Origin of the sequence: Actinoplanes sp. NPDC051475 (assembly GCF_040689425.1) — a bacterium.
Classification (GTDB): domain Bacteria; phylum Actinomycetota; class Actinomycetes; order Mycobacteriales; family Micromonosporaceae; genus Actinoplanes.
The window spans coordinates 1-11,605 of the sequence record NZ_JBFAZZ010000041.1 but is presented as its reverse complement, the minus strand read 5'-3'; the positions used below and the strand labels follow the sequence as shown (position 1 = coordinate 11,605).

Genomic DNA, 11,605 nt, shown 5'->3' with positions numbered 1-11,605 from the left:
GAGGTCAGCGGGGTGTGTGCCAGCCGGACCAGTGCCCGGCCGCTGAGGTCGGCGACGAGGAAGGAGACGCTGCGTGCGTGAAGCGCCGCGCCGAGTTCCCGAGTGACGGCCTCGACAGCCTGCACGGGCGTGGCGTCCTCGGCCGCGGCCAGCACCCGGGACAGCGACACCTCGACCGTGGGGTCCATGTCGGCAGCATACGGACACCAGGGCCGTGGGTGCCCCGGAGCAGAGGCGACAGGGCGCGCGTCATATGCAAGGCATAGTGATCCATCTCGCTGGGTATGTCTCGGCGGTGACTTCAGATGAGGAGACGTCGCGCGCAGAGCGGACCGCTTCGGCCATGCACCGGACGGCCGAGCAACTAGAGGTGGCGGAAGCCATCTTGCATCGCAGCGCTGAAGACTCCCCCAACACCGGCACCGCTGCCCGGCTGCACGCACTCGGTGACCAGGTCACCGCGCAGGCGCACGACATCGACCGGCGCGCCAACCGGCTGCCGGCCGAGCGCGACCAGCCGTCGTAGCCCGGCACACAGGCACCCTTCCCGGCCCGACCGCCGCAGGCTGGGAGCAAGCCGCCGGCAGAGACCACCGTTCGGCATCGAGATCACCGATGAGTACGGCCCGCCAGGAGGGCGCGCGGCGAAGGAGCTGAGGGCTCTGGCTCTGGCCGACGACCAGGGATGGCACCGCCGGACCGCAGCGCCTTTCGGACCCGGATGAGCCGATGACCTGGCCGGCCGTGCACCGGCGACGGCGGAATCGCGGCGACACCGGCAACAGCAGGGCCGGGAACCCGGAAACGTCCGCGAGTGCCCTGATGAAACGCCGAACGGCGGCCCGCTGAAATCAGTCGGACCGCCGTTCGTGAAGCGTGGATCAGAGCGGGCGGATGTTCTCCGCCTGCAGGCCCTTCTGGCCCTGGGTGATGTCGAACTCCACCTTCTGGTTCTCGTCGAGGCTGCGGAAGCCGCTCGCCGAGATCGCGGAGAAGTGGGCGAAGACGTCGGCGCCGCCGTCGTCGGGGGTGATGAAGCCGAAGCCCTTGTCGGCGTTGAACCACTTCACGGTGCCTGTAGTCATATCTGCTCCTTCGCAGGCTGGTAGAGGCCGCACGGTGCGGACCCTTGCGCCGCCGCGTTGATCACCCGCGTCGGAACCGACACGCACAAACGAAAGCGCCCGCATGGATTGAGATAACCCATCAGGCGCCGAAAACGTCTACGGAAATCAAAACTGCAACGAGGCAACGGTAGCACACGAGCAGCCGCCGGCTACCCACCGCACGTGTGACGTGAAATGAACCCCACGGCATCCGGTTCCGTTGGGGGTCGGTACTGCCGCCTACCCCGGAGTGCCGCCATGTCAACGAGCCCCGAAGGCCCGCCCCCGTCCACGTACATCCAGCCCGCCGCGGAGAATTACGCCCTCCGAGACATCAAAGTCAAGCTCCGCGCTGCGCTCACGGACGAGTGGTACAGGGCGAACCAGGCTGGAGACGCTTCGAGGGACTACAGCAGGAGGGATCTCGTCACGTCCCACCTCGAGATGGTGGAGAAGTGGCAGCCCCCCGCGCCCGCCGGCGGGATCCCGCGCGGGGGTGGCGCGAAGAAGGGCCGGCAGGTCCGGCCGCCCGCCGTGGAGAGGGCGGATCTGCTTATGCAGATGCTGACCCACTTCCCGAAGCTCGACGACCTGCTGGAGCGAACCGGGACCGTACGCGACGCACTGAAAGACGCCCGGGCCGCGCAGGAGCGGATGAGCGCGCCCCAGTCGTTCAGCCGCTGGCGGAACCCTTTCGCCAAGGCCGCTCATCTGGTGTACCCGGGGTACGAGCACCTCGCGCGGCGCCAGCCGTCAGCTTCGCCGGTCGTGCCGCCCGGACTGAGGCGCACTGCCCCGACGACCGCCAGGCGCAGCGTGAGGTGATGTGTCCCCGGCGACGTGGCACAAAGGCGTGATGGAACGTCTCGGTGAGGTCCATACAGTGAATCTGCATCCGGCGATCACTAAGGAACCCCATGAACTGGCGTCTCGTCCTTGCCGTCCCCACCGTCTCCACCACGGCGATCCTCGCGCTCGCCGCGTGCGGGCAGAGCACCTCCTCGACCCCGGCGGGCGCCGCCCCGACGGCGACAGGTACCGCCGTCCCCACGGCGACGGACAGCGGCCCGGTGCACAAGGCGACGAAAGCTCCGACGAAAACGCCGTCCAAGGCCCCGATCGGCGACCCGGGCGATCCGGACGCGCCCACCTGCACGACGGCCAACCTGAAGATCACGATCGGCGAAGCGGACGGCGCCGCCGGGCACAGCATCGCCCCGGTGCATTTCCAGAACACCGGTCCGACGTGCTGGATCAAGGGCTACCCGACGGTGGTGAGCCTTGACGCGGCCGGCAATCCCGGGAAGACCGCCGAGCAGACCCTGAGCGGCTACGCCGGCTCCCACCTCAGCGAGATCTCGCCGTACCTGCTGAACAAGGGCGACACGGCGACCGCACTCGTCGAAACCCTCAACGCCAACGAGGACGGCACCGCCTGTACGGCGGTGACCTCCGTGCGGATCAGCCCGCCGAAGCAGACCAGTTCGGTGAAGGTGTCCTGGACCGGCGGTTGCGCCCGATTCCAGGTGCACCCCGTCATCCGCGGCATGACCGGCCAGGCCGATTGAGCTGAAGCAGCCCCAGGGCGCGGCCTGGCCCCGGATACTGCGATGTCAAGGCGATACGATCCCCGGCGTTGATCTTCGAGCGTGCCTCGGCCACTCGCCAAAGGGGATACATCTTGCGCACCAGAGCGCTCGCCGTCGCCGCAGTCTGCGTCGCCACGGTCGGCACTGTCGTTCTGCCCACCGCGCCGACCTTGGCTGCTGCTCCGGCTGCTCCGGCTCCGATCTTCGACTTCAACGGCGACGGCTATCCGGATCTGGCCTCGAGTGCCGACTCCGCCACCATCAACGGCGTCGCCGGCGCTGGAGCGCTGGCTGTGGTCTACGGGTCTGCGACGGGACTGCGGTACGACGCGGCTTCGATCATCAGCCAGGCCACGCCTGGCGTGCCGGGCGACCCGACGCCGCAGGGATCCTGGGGGGTGTTCGACGGCGCCGGTGACCTGAACGGCGACGGCTACGACGACCTGGTGGTGCACCCGCTGAACCCGGCGCGCACAAAGTATGTGCTCTGGGGCAGCAAGAACGGCATTACCGGCGCCGGCACCGTCCTGCCCGCGGGCAACAGAACGCCCAACTCGCCGTGGCTGTACACAGCCCAGCCGATCGCCTTCGGTGACGTCAACGGCGACCACGTCGACGACATCGTCGCCGCGGGCAACATCGGCGGCGGGCCGGGCCTCACCGTACTGCTGGGGCCCCTCGACCGGACGACCGGCGCGTCCGCCGACGTGTGGTTCCGCGACACCAGGACCCTTGACAACGTCGCCCCGAACATCACCTTCGTGGGTGACACGACCGGCGACCGGAAGGCCGACATCGCGGTCAGCGCCATCGACCGCGGCGACGGGCGTACCGGCGGGGTGGTTCTGAAGGGTTCGACCACCGGGCTGATCAAGGGCGGCTCCTTCGACGCGCCGAACATGGACCCGGGCACGATGAACGCGCAATGGCCGGTCGCCGCGTACGGCGACCTGAACCGGGACGGCTATCCGGACCTGGTCGCCGGCTACCGGAAACTGAATAAGGTCTACGTCGCGTACGGCGGTCCCGACGGCGTCAGCACCACGATCCCGGCCCGCTCGTACGACCAGGACTCCCCCGGTGTGCCCGGTTCCACCGAAATGCGCGACCAGTTCGGGACAGCCGTGGCCATTGGCGACACCGACCGGGACGGCTACGCGGACCTGATCATCGGTGCGCCCAGCGAGACCGGCAGCGACCCTGCGGCTGCGGAGTCCGGGTCGATCACCGTGTTGCGAGGCAGCGCCGCCGGGATCACCACTACCGGCGCGAAGTCGTTCACCCAGAACGCCAAGGACGTCCCGAGCACCTCGGAATACCACGACTGGTTCGGCTGGTCGCTTGCCGTGACCGACACCGACCGCAACGGCAAGCCGGAGGTCTACGTCGGCGGGTTCGGCGAGGACACCGGCCGCGGCCGGATCTGGGTCCTGCCGACCGGCACCTCCGGCGTCACCGGCATCGGTTCCACCAGCTTCCACCTCGGTACGCTCGGCGGCCCGCCCGGCGGCCGCATCAGCCGCTACCTCGCCGGCTGAGGTCCGGCAGCCGGCGAGAATGCGACGTTGGTTGCGAGTCCGCGCAGAAGCGAGGCTCGGCGGGACGACAGCCGCACTTACGAGGCGATCCGGGGCTTCGGGGGTCAGATGCCCGGATTGAAACGCCGAACGGCGGCCCGCTGAATCTGTCGGGCCGCCGTTCGTGAAGTGTGGATCAGAGCGGGCGGATGTTCGACGCCTGAGGACCCTTCTGGCCCTGGGTGATGTCGAACTCCACCTTCTGGTTCTCGTCGAGGCTGCGGTAGCCGCTCGTCGAGATCGCCGAGAAATGGGCGAAGACGTCAGCGCCGCCGTCGTCCGGGGTGATGAAGCCGAAGCCCTTGTCGGCGTTGAACCACTTCACGATGCCTGTCGTCATGTCTTCTCCTTCGCAGGCCGGTAGGGGCCGCACGGTGCGGACCCTTGCGCCGGCCGCGTTGATTCTTTACCCCAGCGGGGCACCAGCGTATCGCGTCAACCCGTCCGCAACTGTACCGATCGGAGCGCGTCGAGTTGACAGAAAAGGCCGCACGCCGTGGTCCCACCGGGTCGCGGAGCGGGTGGGTCACAGTGTGCCGAGTGCCTCGACGGTCAGATGTCGGTGGGTGGGGTGAGGTGTACGGCGATGATGTCGATGAGTTGTTGGGGTAGGTAGGGCTTGGCGAGGAAGTCGTCGCAACCGGCGGCGAGCACGGATTGCTGCTCTTCGGGTAGGACGGAGGCGGTGACGGCGATGATGGCCGGCCGGTTGTTGTGGGTGGCGAGTTCGGTGGCCAGGGTGGTGCCGTGTCCGTCGGGTAGCTGCATGTCGAGCAGGATGAGGTCGACGGGTGCGGCGGCTAGGGCGGTGCGGGCCGCCGCGAGGGTGTCGGCCTCGACCAGGGTGATCATGGCAGTGATCGGGTGGGTGGAGCGGGTCAGGATGGTGCGGGCGAGGGTGCGGTTGAGGTCGTTGTCGTCGACGAGCAGGACTCGGTAGCCCCCGCTCATGCGCTCGCCGTGTCGGAGGTGAGGGTCAGGCCGGTCAGTTCACCGATGGTGTGGGCGAGTTCGGCCAGTCCGTCGGCGTTCGCGGTCTTGCCGGCGACGGCGATGACCTTGCCGCTGAGGCGGGCTTTGTCGGCCTCAGTGAGGGTGTGGGCGCTGAGCACGACCACGGGCACGCCGTGGGTGGCGGGATCGTTGTGGAGGGCGGCGATGACGTCGAAGCCGTCGAGGTCGGGCATCAGCAGGTCGCAGATGATCAGGTCGAAGCGGCGGGCGCGGGCTGTTTTCAGGCCGTCGACGCCGCCGGTGGCGGTGACGACCTGGATGCCTTCGGCGCTCAGCGTGGCGTCGATGAGTTCCCGGCTGGCGGGATCGTCGTCGATGGCCAGCACGCTCAGCTGCCTGCCGTTGGTGGCGGGGATGAGGCCGTGGCCGGCCAGCCAGGTCAGCAGGGTGCTGCGGTCGACGGGTTTGACGAAGTAGTCGACCGCGCCCAGCGCCAAGCCGATTTCGCTGTCGTCGTGGGCGCTGACGATGAGTACGGGGATGTGGCGCAGCCGCTCGTCGCGTTTGAGTGCGGCGAGGACCTGCCACCCGTCGATACCGGGCAGATCGATGTCGAGCAGGACAGCCTCCGGGTCACCGGCACGGGCGGCAGCCAGCCCTTGCTCGCCGGTCGCGGCGACGGTGACGTGGTAGCCCGCGCGCTGCAGCTGTGCGGACAGCAGCCGCGCCGCTGCCGGGTCGTCCTCGATGATCAGTACGCCGCCGCGGGCTCCGCTGGTGGGCGGTGCGGTGTCGTCGTCGGTGGGGCTGCGATCGGTGGGGGTGTCGGCCGCGGGCAGGTAGACGATGAACTTCGCGCCGTGACCGGGTTCGGACTGCAGGTCGATGCGTCCGCCGTGGGCGTGCACGAGGCGGCGGGTCAGGGCGAGGCCGAGGCCGGTGCCGCCGGCACGGCTGTGCTGGTCCCCGAACTGCTGGAACTCCTCGAAGACCCGCTGCTGGTCGGCGGTGGAGATGCCGGGGCCCGTGTCGGCGACGCTGATCGCGATGTCGTGACCGACCCGCCGGGCGGCGAGGAAGATCTGCCCGCCCTCGGGGGTGAACTTGATGGCATTCGACAGCAGGTTCGTCACGATCTGCCGCAGCCGGGTGCGGTCGGCGTGCACGCGCAGCGGCGCGACCGCCACGGTGACGTCGAGATCTTTGCGCTGCGACAGGGCGGCCAGGCTGGTGACGACCTCTCCGATCGCCTCGCGCAGGTCCACCGGCTGACACCGCAGGTCGACGTTCCCAGACTCGACCTTCGCAAGGTCCAACACTTCGTTGATCAGGTTGAGCAGGTGCTGGCCGCTGGAATAGATGTGCCCGATCCACTCGGTGGGTACGCTCGTCTGCCCGTCGGCAGCCGGTTCGCTGCGCATCAAGTCACTGAACCCGATGATCGCGTTCAGCGGGGTGCGCAGCTCGTGGCTCATGTTGGCCATGAAGTCGCTCTTGGCTCTGCTCGCCTTGGTCAGCGCGGCGACCGAGTCGGACAGTTCTCCAGTGAGCCGGTCACGGTCGGTGAGCAGGTCCGCGCGCTGCCCCAGGGCTGCCGCCTGCGGAGCGAGCTCACCCAGCAGCTGAACGTCGTCGTCGGTGAACAGGCTGCGGTAGGCGCCGAACAGCAGCAACACCGCCGGGCCGCTCGACAGACTCAGCGGCGCCGCGGTGACGAACCGGAACCCGCCCGCGCTGGCGTAATCCAGCACGACGGGCGGCACCGTCTGTCGCGGGTCGTCGACGCTGATACTGCCGCTGAACGTCGGCATCTGCGTACGCCCGGCCGCAGCGGCGCCGAACGGCGGGGCCGGCACACCGACGCGGGCGATCTCAGTGACCGTGTCTTCGCCGGTGCAGGTCAGCACGACGGCGCTGCCGGAGGAGGTGGCACGACACACCGCCGTCGCGTAGCGCTGCCAGATCTCGGGCGCTGCCGCGTCCGGTGGGCCCTGCAGCAGCTGGCGCACCACGTCGTACGCGGCCCGGGTCGACCAGGCCCGCCGAGCCCACGCCGGCGGCGCGAACGCCAGCAGATAGCCGAGCGCGGACACCAGTGAGATCAGCCGACCTGCCTGCCGCGCCAGCTGCGCTGCCTCAGGGCCTCCCGCGCCCGCACCGGCGAGCAGGATCGCCACCGCGAACAACGCCGTCGCGCCGGCGGCCAGCCACAGCCGGGTCCGCGCCGCGCCGGTGCGCCCCAGCGCCAACCGGGCCAGGAACACCGCCGCGGCGATCTCCGTGACTACGAATACGGCCACCACCGCCAGCACCGACCGCCGGCCGAGGACCTCACCGCCGGCCGCGAGCAGCACACCGCTTGCCACCCAACCGACCAGCGCCGGCCAGTACACCGCAGCGGGAACCCTCGCGACCCGGCGCACCACCCGCAACGTCAGGAACGGCTGTCCTAGCAGCAACACCGACGCCGCCACCGTGACCAACCGTGGCGGCTCCCCCACCACCTGGCGCAACACGGCCAGGACGAACAGCACCGCCAACGCGGAGAACATCAGCACCACATCACGCTGCAGCCCGTCACGCCGACGCAGATAGCCCACCAGCACCCGCACAAACACCGCAGCGAACAACGCCTCCAGAAACAGCGTCCACCACAGCGTTCCCGCATCCTCACCCCTCATTGAGAAAACGTACAACTCGGGCGTGTCGCTTACGGTGCGAACCGTGCGTTCGGACCGACAGACGCTGTCAGGCATGCGACACCCGCGGTCGGAGGCGTTCCGCGAAGCGCGTCAACTCAAGCACCGCGCCGTCGGAGCAACCCGCCCGTTCCCCGTGCACCCGGAGCTGGTGAAGATCCTGCTCACCCTCGAGAACTACGACATCGGCCCCGGCGACCTGCTCTTCCTCGGACCACCTGGCGGACTGCTGGCCGAACGGGCGTACCTCGAACCTTCCACCACGCCCGCAAAGCCGCGTTCACCCCTGAGGAAGCGGCGTCGCCGCTCCTGGACGTGCCGTACAGCCTGGGGCACGCATGCGTCTTCTCCCCTGGCTCAACGCCGGTGTCTGCCGGTCCAGGCGGCCGAGTGGGCCGGTCACGGCGTCGACGTACTTCTGCGGGTCTACGCCAAGTGCCTCACCGGGCAAGACGAGATCGACCGACGGCGAATCGAAGTGGCCACCACCAAGGGCCCAGCCGAGACACTGGACGAGGTAACGCCGGAGCCTTCATCGACAGAGAGTGACGACTGTGAGGACGACGACCAGAGCTGACGCCACAGTCCTGTCGACACGCATTTGACACAGACGCTCGTGAACCCTCGTTTCTGGCCGTGGGTCAGCTGGACATCGGCGCCTACGGCGCGCCGCCCAACTCGCAAGCCTAGAAACGAGGGTTCACCTGCGGAAATGCACGTCAGAGGCGGAGGGCGTGGGATTCGAACCCACGGAGACGCGGAACGCCTCACCGGTCTCAAGACCGGCCGCTTCAACGCCCTGACCAGCGGCAGGGTCGTGCTCCATGACTTCGTTGCCGCCGATGTGCCGTAGCAAGTCGCCATCACCTGCGGTGAGGGCTCCAGGTGAAGCCATCCGTTGCGGCGTCGGTGCGGGTCGCCCGTTTGGTGGTCGCCGTCGGGGTGGCGGTGGTGCAGTGTGGACGTTGTGCCTGCTGCCGCGTCTTCGATCTTCATTTCGCATGCGGGTAGGGATCGGGCGTGGGCGGAGTGGGCGCGTTGGCATTTGCAGGCGGCCGGGTATGTCACTGAGTTGGGCTGTGTCGACTGGGCGCCGGGCACGAACTTCGTCGAGGCGATGCACAAGGCGTTGCCCCGGCGGAACCCGATGCTGGCTCTGTTGTCGACCGCGTATCTCGATGGCGACCGGTTCACGACCGATGAGTGGGCCGCCCGGTTCGCGCAACGGCGCAAGGATTCGGCGGCGCAGTTGATCCCGGTGCGGGTGGAGAACGTCGATCTTCTTGACGGGGTGTGGGCGCCGATCGTCGTGGCGGACGTGTTCGAGCTGTCCCCGGATCGGGCGGTCAAGGTCCTGTTGGACGCCGTGCGTCAGGTTGTCGGTCCGCCTTCTACCAGCGCCGGGTCGGCGGGGGTGCCGCCGTATCCCGGTAACCCGGCTGTGGAGGCGGGGCCACGGCCGCCGGGGGCGTTGCCGGCGGTGTGGAATCTGACGCGGCGCAATCCGGCGTTTACCGGCCGGGACGGCATGCTGAACCGGTTGCATGACACCTTGTGTACGGGCCACCGGGCGGCGGTCCAGGCGCTGTATGGCGTGGGTGGTGTAGGTAAGACGCAGTTGGCGTTGGAGTACGCGCACCGGTTCGCCGGTGAATACGACGTGGTCTGGTGGATCCCGGCGGAGCAGGCGCAGCTGATCGGCGACCACCTCGCCACCCTCGCGGTCGAGGCCGGCTTGGTAGCGGTTGACGCTGCCACGCCTGCGGCGGTGCAGGCGCTGCGGGGGTATTTGCGGGGGCGGTCGCGGTGGTTGTTGGTGTTCGACAACGCCGAGGACCGAGACGACCTGACCCCGTGGCTGCCAGACGGACCAGGCCATTTGGTCATCACGAGTCGCAGTCACGCCTGGACGGCGGTGGCGCAGCCGGTGGACGTGGACGTGTTCACCCGTGACGAGTCCGTGGCGCTGCTGCACACTCACCTACCGCACGTGGACGAGCGGGACGCCGATCGGCTGGCGCAGGCTCTTGGTGATCTTCCCTTGGCTATCGGGCAGGCCGCGGACCTGCTCGCCGAAACCCGCATCAGCATCGAGACCTACCTGGACGAACTTGATAAGCACGCCGCGGAGCTGCTACGTGAGGGGCGCCCGCCGGCGGGCTATCCGACACATCTGGCTGCCGTGGTCACCGTCGCGGCGCAGCGGCTGGCCGGGGACGATCCCGCCGCCGGACACCTGCTTGCCCTGTGCGCACATCTCGGTCCGGAACCCATCCCGATCGACCTGTTCACCGTCCGGCCCGACGTGCTGCCGCAGCCGCTGGCGCAGGTAGCCCGGAAGCCGGTCGCGTTCGCCCGGACCGTCGCGCAGCTCGGCCGCTACGGGTTGGCCCGCACCACCGATGCCGGCCCGCTGCTGCACCGGCTCACCCAGGCCATCCTGCGCGACACCGACCCCGACCCGGACGGCCACCGCCGCACCGTCGAACAACTCCTGATCGCCGCCTCACCCGAGGACCCCTCCACGCCGAAGTGGTGGCCGCGGTGGACACAGCTGCTTCCGCACATCCTTGCCGCCGACCCCGCCACCACCGACAACCTCGCCCTGCGCTCGGCGGCGAATTTCGCGGTGTGGCACCTGATGGCCCGCGGCGACGCCCGCGCCGCCCTGCCGCTGGCCGAACATCTGCACGCCGCATGGACCAGCCGTCACGGCCCGGACGACGCCAGCACCCTCACCGCTGCCGGCACCCTCGCCGCCATCTACAACCAGCTCGGCCGCTATCAGCAAGCCCGAGACCTCGATGAGGACTCCTTGGCGCGGCGGCGGCGGGTACTGGGCGACGACCACCCCGCCACCCTCGAATCGGCCAGCAACCTCGCCAACTACTTGCGCGGACTGGGTGAGTACGGGCGGGCGCGAGAGCTGAGCGAGGACACTTTGGCGCGGCGCCGGAGACTGCTCGGCGACGACCACCCCGCCACCCTGATCTCGGCGAACAACGTCGCCGCCGACCTGCACCGACTGGGTGAATATGAGCGGGGGCGGGAGCTGAGCGAGGACACTTTGGCGCGGCGTCGGAGGGTGCTGGGCGACGACCACCCCCACACCCTCACCACGGCCGCCAACCTCGCCGGCAACCTGCACCGACTGGGTGAGTACGAGCGGGCGCGAGAGCTGAACGAGGACACCTTGGCGCAGTGCCGGAGGGTGCTGGGCGGCGACCACCCCGACACCCTCACCGCGGCCGCCAACCTCGCCGCCGACCTGCACCGACTGGGTGAGTACGAGCGGGCGCGAGAGCTGAACGAGGACACCTTGGCGCGGCGCCGGAGGGTGCTGGGCGGCGACCACCCCGACACCCTCGCCTCGGCCGGCAACCTCGCCGCCGACCTGCGCGAGCTGGGTGAGTAGGGGCGGGCGCGGTATTTGACGAGGACACCCTGGCGGGGCGGCGGGTGCTGGGCGCTGACCACCCCGACACCCTGGCATGAGCTTCGCGCTGGTAGCCGAACATGCGTTCGGTCTGGGCGTTGATCAGGGTGATGGTCCCGTCGCGGGTGGCACCGATGATCGCGTCGGGGGCCGCTTCCAGCAGGCCGCGGAACATCGCCTCGGCGCGTTGCCGCTCGCTGATGTCTCGCGAGATCGACGCCACGCCGGTGATCTGAGCGTGCCG

At 69.3% G+C, this 11,605-nt stretch carries 10 protein-coding genes and 2 pseudogenes; 6 read left to right on the top strand and 6 right to left on the bottom strand.

The features are described 5' to 3' along the window. A pseudogene (locus tag AB0368_RS38385) lies at nucleotides 1–188 on the bottom strand (serine/threonine-protein phosphatase); the annotation flags it as partial. Between the two features lie 107 nt (nucleotides 189–295). Here AB0368_RS38385 and AB0368_RS38380 point away from each other — a divergent pair. Next, the gene (locus AB0368_RS38380; RefSeq protein ID WP_366158972.1) at nucleotides 296–526 is read left to right on the top strand and encodes a hypothetical protein; all 231 of its coding nucleotides are present in this window, start codon (nucleotides 296–298) and stop codon (nucleotides 524–526) included. Nucleotides 527–881: 355 nt separating this feature from the next. On the opposite strand, the gene AB0368_RS38375 is transcribed toward AB0368_RS38380, so the two are convergent. Further along, complete coding sequence (locus AB0368_RS38375) at nucleotides 882–1,085, bottom strand: cold-shock protein (RefSeq protein ID WP_125806071.1); 204 nt, start codon at nucleotides 1,083–1,085, stop codon at nucleotides 882–884. Nucleotides 1,086–1,364: 279 nt separating this feature from the next. On the opposite strand from AB0368_RS38375, the gene AB0368_RS38370 reads away from it, so the two are divergent. The 3 genes from AB0368_RS38370 to AB0368_RS38360 all read left to right on the top strand — a co-directional run bounded on the left by AB0368_RS38370 (nucleotide 1,365) and on the right by AB0368_RS38360 (nucleotide 4,233). Further along, complete coding sequence (locus AB0368_RS38370; protein ID WP_366158971.1) at nucleotides 1,365–1,931, top strand: hypothetical protein; 567 nt, start codon at nucleotides 1,365–1,367, stop codon at nucleotides 1,929–1,931. A gap of 92 nt (nucleotides 1,932–2,023) precedes the next feature. After that, the gene (locus AB0368_RS38365; protein ID WP_366158970.1) at nucleotides 2,024–2,674 is read left to right on the top strand and encodes a DUF4232 domain-containing protein; all 651 of its coding nucleotides are present in this window, start codon (nucleotides 2,024–2,026) and stop codon (nucleotides 2,672–2,674) included. A 113-nt stretch (nucleotides 2,675–2,787) separates the two neighbouring features. Continuing rightward, complete coding sequence (locus AB0368_RS38360; RefSeq protein WP_366158969.1) at nucleotides 2,788–4,233, top strand: FG-GAP and VCBS repeat-containing protein; 1,446 nt, start codon at nucleotides 2,788–2,790, stop codon at nucleotides 4,231–4,233. Between the two features lie 175 nt (nucleotides 4,234–4,408). Here AB0368_RS38360 and AB0368_RS38355 read toward each other — a convergent pair whose 3' ends face one another. The 3 genes from AB0368_RS38355 to AB0368_RS38345 form a co-directional block, all read right to left on the bottom strand. Then, nucleotides 4,409–4,612, bottom strand: coding sequence for a cold-shock protein (locus AB0368_RS38355; protein ID WP_366158968.1), 204 nt, complete (start codon nucleotides 4,610–4,612; stop codon nucleotides 4,409–4,411). Between the two features lie 212 nt (nucleotides 4,613–4,824). Further along, nucleotides 4,825–5,223: a response regulator gene (locus AB0368_RS38350; RefSeq protein ID WP_366158967.1), complete on the bottom strand. Its 399-nt coding sequence runs from the start codon at nucleotides 5,221–5,223 to the stop codon at nucleotides 4,825–4,827. Continuing rightward, nucleotides 5,220–7,907, bottom strand: a complete 2,688-nt coding sequence (locus AB0368_RS38345; protein ID WP_366158966.1) for a response regulator — start codon at nucleotides 7,905–7,907, stop codon at nucleotides 5,220–5,222. Before AB0368_RS38345 ends, AB0368_RS38350 begins: the two co-directional genes overlap by 4 nt. 73 nt (nucleotides 7,908–7,980) lie before the next feature. Between AB0368_RS38345 and AB0368_RS38340 the strand changes: the two genes are divergently transcribed. Together AB0368_RS38340 and fxsT are read left to right on the top strand one after the other, a co-directional pair. Then, on the top strand, nucleotides 7,981–8,502 hold the full coding sequence (locus AB0368_RS38340; protein ID WP_366158965.1) for a hypothetical protein: 522 nt from the start codon (nucleotides 7,981–7,983) through the stop codon (nucleotides 8,500–8,502). A 381-nt stretch (nucleotides 8,503–8,883) separates the two neighbouring features. Beyond that, on the top strand, nucleotides 8,884–11,340 hold the full coding sequence (gene fxsT, locus AB0368_RS38335; protein ID WP_366158964.1) for an FxSxx-COOH system tetratricopeptide repeat protein: 2,457 nt from the start codon (nucleotides 8,884–8,886) through the stop codon (nucleotides 11,338–11,340). A 130-nt stretch (nucleotides 11,341–11,470) separates the two neighbouring features. On the opposite strand, the pseudogene AB0368_RS38330 reads toward fxsT, so the two are convergent. After that, nucleotides 11,471–11,536: pseudogene (locus tag AB0368_RS38330) on the bottom strand (hypothetical protein); the annotation flags it as partial. Nucleotides 11,537–11,605 lie beyond the last annotated feature (69 nt).